General features: G+C 70.8%; 16 protein-coding genes and 1 riboswitch. Of the genes, 4 read left to right on the top strand and 12 right to left on the bottom strand.

The features are described from left to right. Window positions 1–56: 56 nt before the first annotated feature. The 8 genes from IVW53_05520 to IVW53_05555 form a co-directional block, all read right to left on the bottom strand. The gene (locus IVW53_05520; protein MBF6605026.1) at window positions 57–305 is read right to left on the bottom strand and encodes a hypothetical protein; all 249 of its coding nucleotides are present in this window, start codon (window positions 303–305) and stop codon (window positions 57–59) included. Between the two features lie 145 nt (window positions 306–450). Next, window positions 451–1,062: a hypothetical protein gene (locus IVW53_05525; protein MBF6605027.1), complete on the bottom strand. Its 612-nt coding sequence runs from the start codon at window positions 1,060–1,062 to the stop codon at window positions 451–453. Window positions 1,063–1,228: 166 nt separating this feature from the next. Then, window positions 1,229–2,446 (bottom strand): aminopeptidase P family protein, encoded by a 1,218-nt coding sequence (locus IVW53_05530; protein MBF6605028.1) that lies wholly within the window; start codon window positions 2,444–2,446, stop codon window positions 1,229–1,231. Continuing rightward, entirely contained in the window at window positions 2,443–2,832 is a 390-nt protein-coding gene (locus IVW53_05535) for a hypothetical protein (GenBank protein MBF6605029.1), read from the bottom strand. The genes IVW53_05530 and IVW53_05535 overlap by 4 nt, the downstream gene beginning before the upstream one ends. A gap of 1 nt (window position 2,833) precedes the next feature. Then, window positions 2,834–3,319 carry a CBS domain-containing protein gene (locus tag IVW53_05540; protein MBF6605030.1) on the bottom strand — a complete coding sequence of 162 codons (486 nt, stop codon included), beginning with the start codon at window positions 3,317–3,319 and terminating at the stop codon, window positions 2,834–2,836. Further along, window positions 3,316–4,422 carry a 2-oxoacid:ferredoxin oxidoreductase subunit beta gene (locus tag IVW53_05545; protein MBF6605031.1) on the bottom strand — a complete coding sequence of 369 codons (1,107 nt, stop codon included), beginning with the start codon at window positions 4,420–4,422 and terminating at the stop codon, window positions 3,316–3,318. The genes IVW53_05540 and IVW53_05545 overlap by 4 nt, the downstream gene beginning before the upstream one ends. Continuing rightward, on the bottom strand, window positions 4,419–6,272 hold the full coding sequence (locus IVW53_05550; protein MBF6605032.1) for a 2-oxoacid:acceptor oxidoreductase subunit alpha: 1,854 nt from the start codon (window positions 6,270–6,272) through the stop codon (window positions 4,419–4,421). The genes IVW53_05545 and IVW53_05550 overlap by 4 nt, the downstream gene beginning before the upstream one ends. Before the next feature lie 2 nt (window positions 6,273–6,274). Further along, complete coding sequence (locus IVW53_05555) at window positions 6,275–6,778, bottom strand: CBS domain-containing protein (GenBank protein ID MBF6605033.1); 504 nt, start codon at window positions 6,776–6,778, stop codon at window positions 6,275–6,277. Between the two features lie 430 nt (window positions 6,779–7,208). Between IVW53_05555 and IVW53_05560 the strand changes: the two genes are divergently transcribed. Beyond that, complete coding sequence (locus IVW53_05560) at window positions 7,209–8,174, top strand: DMT family transporter (GenBank protein MBF6605034.1); 966 nt, start codon at window positions 7,209–7,211, stop codon at window positions 8,172–8,174. A 19-nt stretch (window positions 8,175–8,193) separates the two neighbouring features. On the opposite strand, the gene IVW53_05565 is transcribed toward IVW53_05560, so the two are convergent. From IVW53_05565 to hppD, 4 genes are read right to left on the bottom strand one after another with little or no spacing between them, the layout of a single operon-like run. Then, window positions 8,194–9,417, bottom strand: a complete 1,224-nt coding sequence (locus IVW53_05565; GenBank protein MBF6605035.1) for a homogentisate 1,2-dioxygenase — start codon at window positions 9,415–9,417, stop codon at window positions 8,194–8,196. Window positions 9,418–9,454: 37 nt separating this feature from the next. Further along, a complete protein-coding gene (locus tag IVW53_05570) occupies window positions 9,455–9,964 on the bottom strand; it encodes an N-acetyltransferase (protein ID MBF6605036.1) in 510 nt (169 codons plus the stop codon). Further along, the gene (locus IVW53_05575; GenBank protein MBF6605037.1) at window positions 9,961–11,061 is read right to left on the bottom strand and encodes a fumarylacetoacetate hydrolase family protein; all 1,101 of its coding nucleotides are present in this window, start codon (window positions 11,059–11,061) and stop codon (window positions 9,961–9,963) included. Before IVW53_05575 ends, IVW53_05570 begins: the two co-directional genes overlap by 4 nt. Window positions 11,062–11,066: 5 nt before the next feature. Further along, entirely contained in the window at window positions 11,067–12,242 is a 1,176-nt protein-coding gene (gene hppD, locus IVW53_05580; GenBank protein MBF6605038.1) for a 4-hydroxyphenylpyruvate dioxygenase, read from the bottom strand. A gap of 128 nt (window positions 12,243–12,370) precedes the next feature. On the opposite strand from hppD, the gene IVW53_05585 reads away from it, so the two are divergent. The 3 genes from IVW53_05585 to IVW53_05595 all read left to right on the top strand — a co-directional run bounded on the left by IVW53_05585 (window position 12,371) and on the right by IVW53_05595 (window position 14,573). Next, window positions 12,371–12,868: a DinB family protein gene (locus IVW53_05585; protein MBF6605039.1), complete on the top strand. Its 498-nt coding sequence runs from the start codon at window positions 12,371–12,373 to the stop codon at window positions 12,866–12,868. Between the two features lie 4 nt (window positions 12,869–12,872). After that, window positions 12,873–13,445, top strand: a complete 573-nt coding sequence (locus tag IVW53_05590) for a DUF5317 family protein (GenBank protein ID MBF6605040.1) — start codon at window positions 12,873–12,875, stop codon at window positions 13,443–13,445. A gap of 77 nt (window positions 13,446–13,522) precedes the next feature. After that, a riboswitch (cyclic di-GMP riboswitch) is annotated at window positions 13,523–13,607 on the top strand. A gap of 447 nt (window positions 13,608–14,054) precedes the next feature. Beyond that, window positions 14,055–14,573 (top strand): DUF421 domain-containing protein, encoded by a 519-nt coding sequence (locus IVW53_05595; GenBank protein MBF6605041.1) that lies wholly within the window; start codon window positions 14,055–14,057, stop codon window positions 14,571–14,573. The last annotated feature ends 3 nt before the right edge of the window (window positions 14,574–14,576 follow it).

Raw genomic sequence — 14,576 nt, forward strand, 5'->3', positions numbered from 1 at the left:
ATCAGGAAGGGTCGTGACAGGCCCCGATCAGGCCCGCCGGGCGCTGGAAGTTCGGCCTAGCGGCCCTTCTTGTGGGCTCGGGCATCCGCCTCGAGATCATGGCGCCTGAGATGCGCCTGGATGTCCCGCTCGCGGGCCTGGGCGATCGGTCGGGAGAGGCCCATGTTCGGGAGCATCGAGTGTCCCTCGACGTCGTCCTCGGTACCCTCGCGAGTCGTCGCGCCCTCGCGGGCCGTCGCGCTCTCGCGCGCCGTGATCCCTTCGCGCGGGCCCTTGCGGCTGCGCTTCACCTCGTCGGCTGCCATCGTCGGTCTCCTGTTCGGACATGCTCCCCGGCGTCGGCGATCCGGGCTGGGGCCATCTTCTGCCAGCGCGACTCGGCCGTCCAGTGACAGTCGAGACTCCGCCGGTGTCATCCATCTGACGCCCATCGTGGGCACGGCCCCCCGCTCAGGACCGCGGGATGGGTCGCATCGGGAAGACGCCCACGACGATCGGGGTGACCGGATCGTGCGACAGCTCGAAGCCCACCTCTCCCGCAGCGAGGAGCTCACCGAGCATCCGCCCTTCGCGATCCGGCAGCCCGAGGTAGATGCACGATCCGTCCACGATCACCGCGGTCACGTCATCATCGCCTCCGTCGATCGCGAACCGACGGCGGATCTCGTGCATCGGCAGATATGCCCGGCTCTTGACGAACCGCCGCAGCTGTGCCGTGGTGCACGTGCTCTGATGGATCTGCTCCACGGATCCGGGCGCCGAGGTGTCGGCCGGTGGCACGTCTGCCGATGGCGCGGGGTCGGTCGGCGGCGGTGGATCTGCTCGCGACACCGGATCCGGCAGCGGCTCCGGACCGCGCTCAGGTCCGGACGCCTTCGTCGACTCCGCCGCCGGGCGTTGGACGGACGATCCGTCATCGAGCACCACCGCGGCGAGCGGCGGGCGGGCGACCACGGCAGCGGTCGGTGCGCCGCCGGTCTCGGACGGACGGGCCGCCTCGACGCGATGCGACCGCGGGTGCGGGCGCGCTCGGTCCACATGGCGATGGGCGTGGCGACTCATCGGATCGCTCCGCTCCACGCAGGTCGGGCGTTGCGCCATGGTACTGATCGCTGCGACGCAGCTGCATCGCGGATGGGCTCGGTCATGTCGTCAGCGCTGCTGGTCCATCCTCTGGGCGGGCGGGACCGTCCGAGGATGATACCCCGCCGCAACCACCGGGTCCGGACTACCGTCCGTCGACGACGCGCAGAGCCCGATCGGCTTCGTTGAGCACGTCCGGGCCTTCCTCACCGCAGACCACGATATCTTCGAGCCGCATGCCCCACCGACCGGGGTAGTAGATGCCGGGTTCGATGCTGAAGGCCATGCCCGGCCGCAGGGGCTCCGACGAGCCGGCGACGATGTACGGGTCCTCGTGCGCTTCGAGACCGATGCCGTGACCCGTCCGATGGATGAATGCCGGGCCGTGACCGCCGGCCGCGATGATCGAGCGAGCCGCCGCATCGATGGCCTCGGGTGCGACTCCCGGCCGCACGGCAGCCGTGGCGGCCGCCTGGGCTCGACGGAGCAGGTCGTATGCCGCGACGAACTCCGGCGGCGGGCCCGCCGCGGCGTCGCCGCCGGCGACCCAGACGACGCGGGTGATGTCGCTTCCGTAGCCGCCGAGTGGCCCGCCGATGTCGAGGACCAGCGGCTCCCCGGTGTCGATCCGCCGGTCCGAGGCCGCGTGATGCGGGGAAGCCGAGTCGGGGCCCGCGGCGACGATCGCGAACTCGGCCGTGTCGTGTCCCTCGTCCATGAGCCGGTCGCGGACCTCGCGGGCGACGTCCGCCTCTGTCCGGCCGACGAGGCGGCCGGCCGCGATCGCGCCGATGACCCGGTCTGCGGCATGAGCCGCGAGGCGGAGCAGCGCGATCTCGTCGGCGTCCTTGACGATCCGAAGGGGGGCCGTGACGGTCGATCCGCGAACGAAGCGCGAGCCTGGCAGCATCGCCTGGAGGCGGAGCACGTGGCTCGCCCAGAGCGTGTCCGTGACCGCCACGATGGGCGACGGGAGCGACATCCGGCCGCCCGATGGCACGCCGACGGCTCCTCGCCCGGCCGTGGCGCGCACGAGATCCGCGACGATCGCATGCGGATCCTCGCTCTCCTCCCAGGTCCGGATGGACACGAGACCTACCGGCGCCGCCGCCGACCGGGCGGCCGGATCCGCCTCGAGGCGAGGGGCCACGAGCGTCGGCACCGTCCCGGCGTCGGCAGTGACGACGAGCATCGTCAGGCGCTCGAGCGGGATCGCGTCGTAGCCGGCGAGGTAGCGCAGGTCCGGCCCGACGCCGACGAGCAGGGCGGCGAGACGCTGCTCCGCGAGGAGTCGGCGGGCGGCGGCGAGCCGCTCCGCGTACCTGGAGGCTGGGATCGTCGGGCGCTCGGCGAGCGCGGTCATCGGGAGCCGACCGGAGTTCCCGGCGCACGATCGGCGAGCCAGGCGGCGATCGTCGCGGGACCGTGGTCCGCGAGCCGGCGATAGGCGAGGACGCGTCCCGCGCCGGCCGCGAGCGCGCGCCGTCGGAGCGCAAGGTCGTCATGCTGTCCCACAGCGAGGACGCTGGCCCCGATCGCGACCGCCGCGGCCACCGCCTCGACGCCGTCGTATGCCCGGGCGGTGAGATCCACGATGGCGGCGGCATCCTCGTCGACCCGCAGGGCCACCTCAAGCGCGTTCAGCGTCCGGACGGCGACCGGTTCGCCACCGGCGGTCCGGATCGCCGCGACGAGGCGGGTCGACCAGATGAGGTCGTCGGCGAGGACGACGACCCGCCGTTCCGTCACCTCAGCCGACGATCTCGGCGATGCGGTGGAAGACGTCCCTCGCGGTGACGATCCCGGTCGGGCGGCCGAGCTCGACGAGGGGGATGTGCCGGAAGCCGCCGACCGCCATCTTGTTGATGGCGACGGCGACGGTGTCGTCCCTGCGGAGGACGACCGGGTCACGGGTCATGACGTCGCCGACGGTGAGCCCGGCGAGCCTGCGGCCGGCGAGCTTGAGGAGTGCGTCGCGTTCGGTGAAGATGCCGACGAGCCGGCCGCGGTCCACGACGAGCAGCGCGTCCACCGCCTCGTCCCGCATGGACTCGAGCGCCTCGCTCATCGGGGTATCCCGGGCGACCATGAGCGGGGCCTGGGACGCGAGCCCGGAGAGCCGCGCATCGAACCGGGTGTGGGGTGCGAGGCGGTCGGACCCCGTGAGCGGTGTGCCGCACCGGTCGCACTCATCCTCGCCGGCGATGTTGTCGAAGCCGCAGGCGGGACAGATCATGGTCGGTCGTCCGGTTCGACCGTCCAGGTCTCGCCGCCGTTGAGGAGCTTCTCGAGATCGCCCTCGCCGCGTTGCTCGACGGCGGCCGCGAGCTGGGCGCTGAGGAGCTCGTCGTGGGTCGGGCGTTCGACGTCCCGGATGACGCCGACGGGGACCGGGAAGTCCGGGAAGAACATCCGGCTGAGCATGAACGCGAGGTAGGGGTCCTCGGCGTGCTCATCGTGGACGAGGATGTCGTCCTCCGCGACCCCGTCGACACCGAGCTGGACGACCTCGGGGTGGAGGCCGCGGAGCCGGATCCCGCGATCGCGGTCCTTGCCGAAGAGCATCGGGCGGCCGTGCTCGAGGACGAGCATCCGATCGTCGCGGACCTCCCGGTCGGTGAACGATCGCCAGGCCCCGTCGTTGAAGATGTTGCAGTTCTGGAGGACCTCCGTGAACGCCGAGCCGCGATGCCGGCCGGCCCGCTCGAGCGTCTGTTGAAGATGCTCGGTATGCGTATCGACCGAGCGGGCGACGAACGTGGCCTCCGCGGCGAGGGCGACCGAGAGCGGCATGATCGGGTGATCGATCGTCCCGTCCGGCGTCGACTTCGTCCGCTTGCCGAGCTCGGAGGTGGGGCTCGCCTGGCCTTTGGTCAGGCCGTAGATCCGGTTGTTGAACATGACGAGCTTGATGTCGACGTTGCGGCGCATGGAGTGCAGGACGTGATTGCCGCCGATCGAGAGCGCGTCGCCGTCGCCGGTGATGACCCAGACCATGAGGTCCGGGCGGGCGGCCTTGAGGCCGGTCGCAAGCGTCGGCGCTCGACCATGGATCGAATGGAAGCCGTACGTGTTCATGTAGTACGGGAGGCGGCCGGAGCAGCCGATCCCGCTGATGAAGACGATGTTCTCCTTCGGATACCCGAAGTCCGGCATGACCTTCTGGGTCTGGGCGAGGATCGAGTAGTCGCCGCAGCCGGGGCACCAGCGGACCTCCTGGTCCGACACGAAGTCCTTGCGGGTGAGCTGGGTGAGGACCGCCTGGTTCGCCGGGCTGAGCGCCGGCGGCTCGAGGGGGGTCGGCGCGGTCGGCGGTGTGGCGATGGCTCGATCGGTCATGAGACGGTCTTCCCTTCGAGGGCGGCTTCGGCGGCTTCGACGATCTCGGTGATCCGGAACGGCTTGCCGCGGACCCGGTCGTAGCTGATCGCGTCGACGAGGTAGCGACCCCGGACCAGCAGCGCGAGCTGGCCGAGATTGATCTCCGGGATGAGGACCCGGCGGTAATTCGACAGGATCGTCCCGAGGTTCCGCGGGAACGGATTGAGATGGCGGAGGTGGGCGTGGGCGACGCTCTGGCCAGTGGCCTGGAGTCGTTCGGCGGCGCTCCGGATGGAGCCGTACGTCGAGCCCCAGCCGAGGATGAGGAGGTCGCCGCGCTGCGGACCGAAGACGGTGAGCTCCGGGATGTCGTTCGCGATGCCGGCGATCTTGGCCTGGCGGAGGAGCTGCATCCGATGGTGGTTGTCCGGGTCATAGCTCACGTTCCCGGTGACATCCGCCTTCTCGAGACCGCCGATCCGATGCTCGAGGCCGGGCGTCCCGGGCACCGCCCACGGACGGGCGAGGGTCTTCGGGTCGCGATCGTACGGGTGGAAGCCCGCGCGTTCCGTCCGGTTCTCGACGCCGATCTCGGGCAGGCTCGCGACCGACGGGATGAGCCACGGCTCGGCTCCCGTGGCGAGGAACGCATCCGAGAGGTAGATGACCGGGGTCATGTACGTGAGGGCGATCCGGACGGCCTCGAACGCCATGTCGAAGCAGTCGCCCGGCGTCGCCGGGGCGACGACCGCGACCGGCGAGTCGCTGTTCCGTCCGAAGAGGACCTGCAGGAGATCCGCCTGCTCGTTCTTCGTGGGCATCCCGGTGGACGGGCCGGCCCGCTGCACGTCGATGACCACGAGCGGCAGCTCGACCATCACCGCGAGGCCGATCGCTTCGCTCTTGAGCGCGATCCCCGGCCCGGACGTGCCGGTCATCCCGAGGGCACCGCCGTAGCTCGCGCCGATCGCCGAGCCGATCGCGGCGATCTCGTCCTCCGCCTGGAACGTCTTGACCCCGAAGTGCTTGTAGCCGGATAGCAGGTGGAGGATGTCGGAGGCCGGCGTGATCGGGTACGAGCCGTAGAAGATCGGGCGTCCGGACTTCCGGCTGGCCGCGACGAACCCGAGCGCCGTCGCCTCGTTGCCGGTGATGTTCCGGTACCGGCCGGGCGGTAGATGGGCCGGCGCGACCCGGTAGTGCGTATGGAACATCTCGGTCGTCTCGCCGAAGGCGTAGCCGGCCTTGAGCGCCCGGGCGTTCGCCTCCGCGATGACCGGGCGGGCCTTGAACCGATCCTCGATCCAGCGGAGCGTCGGATCCATGCTCCGCTCGTAGAGCCAGAACATGAGGCCGAGGGCGAAGAAGTTCTTCGTCAGGTCGATCTGCTTGTTCGACATCTCGAGACCGTCAAGCGAGCGCGCGTTGAGGCTCGAGATGGGGATGGGGAAGACCGTGTACTGGCTGAGCGTCCCATCGTGAAGGGGGTTCTCGGCATAGCCGACCTTGTGAAGGTTCGTCGGCGTGAAGGCGTCCTCGTTGACGATGAGCGCGCCTCCAGCCGGCAGGTCGCCGATGTTCGCCTTGAGGGCCGCCGGGTTCATCGCGACGAGGACGTCCGGCTGATCGCCCGGGGTGTGGATGTCCGTGCTGCTGAAGCTCAGCTGGAAGCCGGAGACACCGGGCAGCGAGCCAGCTGGCGCCCGGATCTCTGCCGGGAAGTCCGGGAGGGTGCTGATGTCATTGCCGAAGACGGCGGCGGTCCGGGTGAACTGCGTGCCGGTGAGCTGCATCCCGTCGCCGGAGTCGCCGGCGAACCGGATCGTGACGCGTTCGAGCTCCTGCGTCGGAAGATGACGCTCGGCGATGGTCACGCTCCCTCCGACTCCTTCATCTGCTGGTGCGGGCGGGGCGGAAGGTTGAGGACCTCCTCCGGGAACGCCTCCGCGAGATAGCGCAGGACGTCCTGCGGCCGGACGATCCCCTGGAGGGTGCCGGTCGCGTCGACGATCGGCACGTTCCGGTAGCGACCCGTCTCCATGAGCGCGACGGCGGCGGCGATGGGGTCGTCGAGCCGGAGCGTGTGCGGCTCCGCGTTCATGAGCGCCTCGACGGGCCGATCAAGCTCCTCATCCGTACCGACGAGCTGGGCGACGATGTCGCGCTCGGTGAGCACGCCGAGCAGCCGCCCCTTCGCGTCCGCGACGACGACGCTGTCTCCGGTCCCCGTCCCCTGGATCGCGAGGAGGCACGTCGCGAGGCTCGTCCCGGGCGCGACACGGACGGGATCACGGCGCCGGAGGACCTTGATCGGCTCGTCGAGGAGCGTGGGGACCCGCTCGGCGACAGGGCGCACTCGTGTTACATCGCTCACGTCGCGAAGTGTAGGACCGCATCGGAAAACCGACCAGCCGCTGGAGGGGCGGTTGGCGTGGCGTGGCGCCGCCCGTCCTCCGGAGCGGCGGCGGCCGCGCCGGCGTTTTCCCCGCAGATCGACTCCTGCGGACCGTTAGTGAGCCCGCGGCCTCGGATTCGATCAAGACGCCGCGCAGACTCGCAGTCCACGCACGAATCGGCGGGGCGGCTGATCGATCTCGCCGTTCCGAGCGCGACTCCCGTCGGTAAGCGCCTGGAGCAGTCGATCAGCGATGAAATCGGCCCGACGACCTCGCGGCCGCAAGCGGTCGGGGCAGGCCGGACTGCGAACCCCTGGTGTCGGGCGAGCCGAGTACGTCGGGCGTCAAGAGCGTCCGGTCCGATACGTCGGGCGTCGAGAGCGTCCGGTCCGATACGATCGGGCGACCATGGATCGTCGTCGCGCCGTCGGGGTGCTCATCGTCGTCGTCTCCGCCTGCGGATTCGGCTCGGGAGCGCTGTTCGCCAAGCCGGCCTACGACGCGGGCATCGACTGGCTGACGCTCCTCGCCTGGCGCTTCGCGATCGGGGCGACCCTCGCCTGGCTGTGGCTCCTGATCTCGCCGGCGCGGCGGGCCGGCCTCCGCGCGATCTCGCGCCGCCAGGTGGCCGGTGCGCTCGCCCTCGGCGCCCTCTACACGGGGAACGCGTCGACCTACTACGCCGCGCTCGAGACGGTCTCTGCGTCGCTTGCAGCCCTCATCGTCTACATCTACCCCGTGCTCGTGGCGGTGCTGACGCTGCGCATCGGGCAGCCCCTCGAGGGTCGTCGCGCATGGGCCGCCCTCGGCGTCGCGACGCTCGGGGCGGTGCTGGCGATCGGCGGCATCGACACCACGCATACGCCACCCCTGAGTGGACTCCTCCTCGCGGTCGCCTCGCCGCTCATCTACGCCTGCTGGATCGTCCTGTCGGCGCGTCTCGGCGGCGAGCGGCGGGATCGGGCGGGCCACGAGGACGAAGCGGGAGCCGCTGCTGCCGTAGCGAGCGCGCTCATGATGACGGCGAGCGCGACGATCTTCTGGGTCGTCGGACTCGCGGCGGACCGGCCGCTCGCCCCGACCTCCATCCCGGCAGCTGCGTGGGCGCCGCTCCTCGGCCTCGGCATCGCCTCGACGTTCGTCGCGATCCAGCTGTTCTACGCCGGCGCCCGGCGGATCGGCGCCGCCCAGGCGGCCCTCATCAGCACGGTCGAACCGGTCTACACGATCACCCTTGCGGCGCTCCTCCTCGGCGAGTTCCTCACCCCGATCCAGCTGGCCGGCGGGGCACTCATCCTCGGAGCGGTCCTGCTCGCCCAGACGTCCGGACGGGCGCGGACCGCGGCGCCGGAGCTCCGGCTCGCCGACGAGTGACCATCCGAGCGCCGCGCGGTCAGTCCGGGAATGCCTCCGCGCCGCGGGAGGCGAGCTCGGAGGCCTCGCGACCGCCATCCTCCGGTGGCAGCCACGAATACGGGTAGGCTGGGTCGTCGAGCTCGGCCGCCTGGCGCGTGAGCCGCAGCGGGTGGAAGGTGTCCACCATGACCGCGAGCTCGTCCGTCCGTTCCTTGCCGATCGACGCCTCCGCGGTCCCGGGATGTGGGCCGTGAGGGATCCCCGCCGGATGAACGGTGAACGAGGCGATCTCGACGCCGCGCCGGCTCATAAAATTGCCGGCCACGTAATAGATGACCTCGTCGCTGTTGATGTTGCTGTGGTTGTACGGCGCGGGGATCGCGAGCGGGTGGTAGTCGAACTTCCGCGGCACGAACGAGCAGACGACGAAGTTCCGGCCCTGGAATGTCTGGTGGACCGGCGGCGGCTGATGGACGCGGCCGGTGATCGGCTCGAAGTCGCCGATGTTGAAGATGTACGGCCAGAGATAACCGTCCCAGCCGACGACGTCGAACGGGTGGTGGCGGTAGTGGTAGGCGGTGATTCGACCGCGGACCTTGACATCGACGACGAACTCGCCGGTCTCCGTCCGTGGCGGGACCGCCTCCGGGATCCGGATGTCGCGGGCCGAGTAGGGCGCGTGTTCGAGCAGCTGGCCGTACTCGTTCCGATAGCGCTTCGGCGACTCGAGCTCGGACGGGCATTCGAGCCACAGCATCCGCTGTTCGGAGCCGGCATCCGGGGCGAGCCGCCACGTCGTCCCGATCGGGATGACGATGTAGTCGCCCGGGCCGTAGCGGAGCGGCCCGAACACCGAGTCGAACAGCCCCTCCCCCTCGTGGACGAAGAGCATCTCGTCCGCCTCGCCGTTGCGGTAGAAGCGGTCCTCCGGCATCGACTCGTCCGGCCTGACGATGCCCATCACGACATCCGCGTTGAAGTACAGGGGGATCCGCCCGCCGATCGCGTCGCCGCCCGGTTGGACCGCGCCGGTCTTCGTCAATCGGTGGCGGTGGAGGCCGTCGACCGCCTCGTCGAGCCGCACCTCGCGGACCGCCTCGACCCGGTGCGTCCGCGTCGGCGGCGTCACGTGGTAGAGGAGGCTGCTCCGCCCGACGAAGCCCTCGACACCGAAGAGCTCCTCGGCGTAGAGGCTCCCGTCCGGAGCCCGGTGCTGCGTGTGGCGCTTGTGCGGCACGTTGCCGCGCGAGATGTAGAACATCGGGCGAGCCTCCTTGGCGGACGAGTCTAGTCCGGCGTCAGCCGCCCGGATCGTCGCCCACGATCGCACTCCGCCGCTCGAGCAGGGCGACGTCGCGCCAGCGGCTCGCTGCGTCGCGGCCGAGTCGCCGCTGGACGCCGACGATCCTGAAACCGGCCCGCGCGTGGAGGGCGAAGCTCGCCGCGTTCTCGGCGAGGATCCCGGCCTGGAGTGTCCAGACCCCGGCAGCCTCCGAGGCCGGGATGAGCTCGCCGAGGAGCGCCGTGCCGACACCGCGTCCGTGCGCGGCGGGATCGACATACACGCTCTCCCAGGCGACCCCGGCGTAGACGGGTCGGTGCGCGTACGGACCGAGTGCGGTCCAGCCGATGATCCGCTCATCGAGGTCCACCGCCACGAACCGGCACTCCGTCCGATGCGCGGCGTCCCACCCGTCCCACTCCGGCGCGTCGCGTTCGAGCGTCGCGTTGCCGCTCGCGATCCCCGCCTCGTAGATCCGGCGGACCGACGGCCAGTCCGCGGCGCGCATCGGCCTGATGAGGGTCATCGGCGATCGCGCGATGGCGGGCGGTCGACGATCGGTGTCCGGAGCTCGCCGAGGCGCTCGATGCCGAGCACGACCTCGTCGCCAGGTTCGAGGTAGCGGCCGAGGGTCTCGTCCCTCACCTCGAGGAGGCAACCGGTCCCGACGGTCCCACTGCCGATGAGGTCGCCCGGCCGGAGGCCGACGTCGGCGGACGCACGGGCGAGCATCTCGCCGAAGGAGAACCGCGCGTCGCTCCACCTGCCCCGGCCGATGGGATGCGTGATGCCTGCGGCGTCGAAGACGGTCGCGGTCATCGCGAGGTCCGGACCGGTCGCCCCAGGTCGGCGCGCATCGGCGATCTCGTCCGGGGTGACGAGCCACGGGCCGATGGAGCTCGCGAAGTCCTTGCCCTTCGCCGGCCCGAGCCGGACGGTCGTCTCGTCGCGCTGGAGGTCGCGCGCCGACCAGTCGTCGAGGATGCAGTAGCCGCCGATCGCCTCCTCCGCCCTCGCCGGGTCGAGATCGCGAGCCGGCGTGTCGACGAGGGCGCAGACCTCGAGCTCGAGATCGAGCTCGGACGAGCCGCGAGGTGCCCAGACCGAATCATCCGAGCCACGGAGCTCGGAGACGTTGCTGAAGTAGAAGACCGGCAGTCGATACCAGGCCTCGGGCACCTCGCCGCCGCGACGCCGCCACATGGCGGCGACGTGGCCCTCGAAGGCGTAGAAGTCGCGGAGGCTCGGCGGGCGCAGGATCGGCGGCCCGAGGCGAAGATCGCTCGCGGCGAGGATCGCGTCGTCGTCCGGATCGTCCGGATCGTCCGGATCGTCCGGTTCGCTCGGCTCGGTGAGCGCGAGGAACCCCTCGAGGATCGCCCGCAGGGCTTCGACGCGACGACCGGCGGCGAGGTGATCGTCGAGGGTCGTGACCGGCGAGCGGAAGAGGCCGTCGTTGTGGGCGAGGCGCGGATCTGCCGCGAGCAGACGGCGTCGCGCGACCTCGAGGTCGAGCCACCCTCCCGGGGACGGCGCGGCGGCAGCCGGACCGCCGAGTGCGGCGGCGAGTCGCCACGGCGTCCCCGCGGGCGCGTGACGTTCGCGGACGTGCGCGATCCTCATGGGGACTAGAGGTTCCCGCGCCGCGCCTGTTCGATCTCGATGGCCTCGAAGAGCGCCTTGAAGTTGCCGACCCCGAACCCGCGCGACCCGTGCCGTTCGATGACCTCGAAGAAGAACGTAGGCCGATCCTGCACCGGACGGGTGAAGATCTGGAGCAGGTAGCCCTCCTCGTCGCGGTCCGCCTCGATGCCGAGCTCCTCGAGCGTCGCCATCGGCACGCCGACATCCCCGACGCGTTCGGCAAGCGTCTCGTAATACGCGTGCGGCATGCCGAGGAACTCCACGCCGTTCTCTCGGAGCGTTCCCACGGTCGCCACGATGTCGTCCGTGCGGAGGGCGATGTGCTGACAGCCGGGCATGCCGTACCAGTCGAGGAACTCCTGGATCTGGCTCTTCTTCTTGCCGCTGGCCGGCTCGTTGATCGGGAACTTGATGCGGCCGGAGCCGTTCGTCATGACCTTGGACATGAGCGCCGAGTACTCGGTGTGGATGACCGAGTCGTCGTAGTGGATGAGCTGGCTGAAACCGAACACGTCGCGATAGAAGTCGACGAAGCTGTCCATCTCGCCGAGGGCGACGTTGCCGACGCAGTGGTCGACCTCGAGGAGGCTCATCCCGGCGGCGGCACGGGCGGGCCTGCCGATGCGGCGATACCCCGGCGCGAACACGCCGCTGTAGGCGGACCGATCGATGAAGCTGTGGCGCGTCTCGCCGTAGGTCCAGACTGCCGCACGACGGAGGACGCCGTCCGCGCCGCCGTCAAGCTCGAGCGGCTCGCTGGCCGAGCGAGCGCCCCGCGCGGTCGTCTCGCGCCAGGAATGGGTGACATCCTCGACGGTGAACGCGATGTCCCTGACCCCGTCGCCGTGAGCCCTGACATGCTCCGCCACCTCGCCGTCCGGGGTCAGCGGCGCGGTGAGGACGAACGTGATGTCGTTGCGCCGCATGACGTAGCTCGCCCGGTCGCGGACGCCCGTCTCGAGGCCGGCGAAGGCGACCGGAGTGAAGCCCCACAGCGCTCGGTAGTAGGCGGCCGCCTGGCGCGCGTTGCCGACCCAGAACTCGATGTGGTCGATCCCGGCGAGCGGCAGGAAGTCGGCGGCTCGGGCGAAGGCTCCCGGATCGAGCCGCGCACCCGCCTGGTTCGCCGTCCCGAGGTCCGTCGGCAGTATCTGGGTCATGGGTGTGTCCTCCGATGCGACGCGGTCCGCGCACATGCACGAGGGACGGTGCGACACTTCGGTCGCCCATCGATCCGGGCCAGTATGGAACGCGGTCATGGAGCGTCAAGCGACGGCAGAGGAGCCTCATGTCCGATCGACCGACCCGGTCAGCCGCGATCGAGCGGCTGGAGCACGCCGGACGCGACATCCACGACCTCGGGCCGCGCGTCGAGGCCGGCGCGCCGTGGCCGCTCGCCGACCGGTTCGGCACCGAGCCCGAGGCACGTTGGGGGCCGCCCGAGATCCTCGCCCACCTCGCCGAGATGCTCCCGTTCTGGCTCGGTGAGATCGAGCGGATCGTCGCCTCCGCGCGTCCGTCGCCGTTCGGACGCGTCGCCACCGACGCCCTCCGGCTGGCGACGATCGAACGGGACCGCTCGCTCCCGCCACGTGAGTTGTTCTCGCGGATCGCGAACGACCTCGAGCGCTACGAGCGCCGCCTGCCGGAGCTTGCCGAGGCCGACCTCGCCGCGGTCGGGATCCACCCGCGATCCGGCGAGCTGTCCGTCGCGGACGTCCTCGAGCGAATGGTGGTCGGCCATCTCGAGGAGCACGTGGTCCAGATCCGCGAGGCGATCGGCTGACCCGATGTTCATCCTCTACGCGGTCGTCGTCGGAATCGTCGCCGGGTACCTGACGGGCGGCCGCCTCGAAGGCCTGGCGACCGTCCGGTTTCGCTGGGCCGGGCTCGCGATCGCCGGCTTCGCGATCCAGCTCATCCTCTTCCTCGGTCCGGTCGCCGAGGCCCTCGATGGCGCGCCGGCGCTCGGTGTCGCGGCCTATGTCGGATCGACGGCACTCGTCCTCGGCGCCGTGCTCGCCAACCTCCGACTGCGGGGACTCGCGATCGTCGCGCTGGGCGCCGCGCTCAATGCGGCCGCCATCGTGGCGAACGGCGGGATCATGCCCACCACGGTCGGGGCGCTCGCCATCGCGGGGCGCGCTCCCGGCATCGGTTTCTCGAATAGCGCGGTGCGGGTGGATCCGGCGCTTCCCTGGCTCGTGGACCGGTTCGGCCTGCCGTCATGGCTTCCGCTCGCGAACGTCTTTTCGCTCGGCGACGTCATCATCGGGCTCGGCATCGCGATCGCGGTGGCGGCCGGCATGCGCGCCCGCTCGAGGACCGCGGACGCAGCCCCCGTCCGACCCGGACCGCGGTAGTACGAACGGGCCATTGGGCGTCGTGCGCGCACGCGCTACCGTGCGCAGCCTGGAAGCGGTGTCGCTTCCCATCGGAGTCCCGTCCAGGGCACACCCGTCGCAAGGCGGGGTCGCAAAGCCAGGGATCTCCCCCGCGAGGGCAGAGACCGCCCGGCCGCCGGAACGACGATGCTGGACCGCTCAGAGGTGACGATGTGGACGCGGACCTGGCGCGCTTCACCGTGGTACCGGCGCCATACGGCGGCGGCGCACTCACCCTGGGGAACAGGAAGACAGGTTCGTCATGAAGCTCGTGATCAAGTCGCAGGCGCTCCGCGTCCTCCTGGCCCTGGGCGCGCTCGCCAGCTCGGCTCTCGTGCTCGAGGCCGGCAGGCGCTGGTGGTAGGCCGTTCCGGCCGCTGAGGCCGGGGCCGCAGCCCGAGACCGCCGGCTCGTCCGGCGGTCTCGTCGCGTCCGGGGCGGGACGAGCGAACGCGAGACGACGCGGATGGACCCGCTCGCGATCGCGGCGCCGGCGCGTATCGTACGGACGGCGACCGCTCCGCGTCCCCGGCGGGGCGACCGTCGCCAGCCGACGAGACGACGTCATCCGACGGAGAGGAGCCCGACGTGTTCACCCTCGCCGTCTCCCCCCTCGAGCTCGTCGTCCGCTCGATCCTCGTCTACGTCGTCTTCTTCGGTGGTCTGCGGCTGTTCGGCAAGCGCGAGATCGGCCAGTTCACCCTCTTCGACCTCGCCCTCGTCCTCCTCGCCGCGAACGCGGTCCAGCCGGCGGTCACCGGTCCCGACGCGTCGGTCCCAGGAGGCGTCATCATCCTCGTCACGCTCTTCGCGACGAACCGGCTCGTCGCCGAAGCACGGACGCGTCTCCCGTGGGTCCGCCGGCTCCTGGAGTTCAGCCCGACCGTCATCGGCCGCGACGGCGCCTGGCTCCCAGACGTCCTCGAGCGCGAGGGCCTCGACCTCACCGACTGCGATGCCGCCCTCCGGGAGCACGGTCTCGACGACGTGAGCGACGTCAAGCTCGCGACCCTCGAGGAGGACGGCTCGATCAGCATCGTGCCCGTGGAAGGGATGACGGTCGACGCGGCACGTCGGCGGCGGCGCCGGTTTCGCCGGTCGCGCTGAGCG

Source organism: Chloroflexota bacterium, assembly GCA_015478725.1.
Taxonomy (GTDB): Bacteria; Chloroflexota; Limnocylindria; order Limnocylindrales; family CSP1-4; genus C-114.